This window comes from Enterobacter sp. EC_64, from assembly GCF_019584165.1.
Classification (GTDB): domain Bacteria; phylum Pseudomonadota; class Gammaproteobacteria; order Enterobacterales; family Enterobacteriaceae; genus Enterobacter; species Enterobacter roggenkampii.
Genome location: NZ_VDAS01000113.1, coordinates 1 through 204 on the forward strand (window position 1 = coordinate 1; position 204 = coordinate 204).

Genomic DNA, 204 nt, shown 5'->3' on the forward strand with positions numbered 1-204 from the left:
GATTCATGACTGGGGTGAAGTCGTAACAAGGTAACCGTAGGGGAACCTGCGGTTGGATCACCTCCTTACCTTAAAGAACCTGCCTTTGCAGTGCTCACACAGATTGTCTGATGAAAAACAGCAGTAAAAATCTCTGCAGGCTTGTAGCTCAGGTGGTTAGAGCGCACCCCTGATAAGGGTGAGGTCGGTGGTTCAAGTCCACTC

Annotated in this window: 1 tRNA gene and 1 rRNA gene; both read left to right on the forward strand. The window is 50.0% G+C overall.

The window, feature by feature from the left end:
- Nucleotides 1-68, forward strand: a 16S ribosomal RNA gene (locus tag FHC52_RS22705); the annotation flags it as partial.
- A 77-nt stretch (nucleotides 69-145) separates the two neighbouring features.
- Nucleotides 146-204: transfer RNA gene (locus FHC52_RS22710), tRNA-Ile, on the forward strand.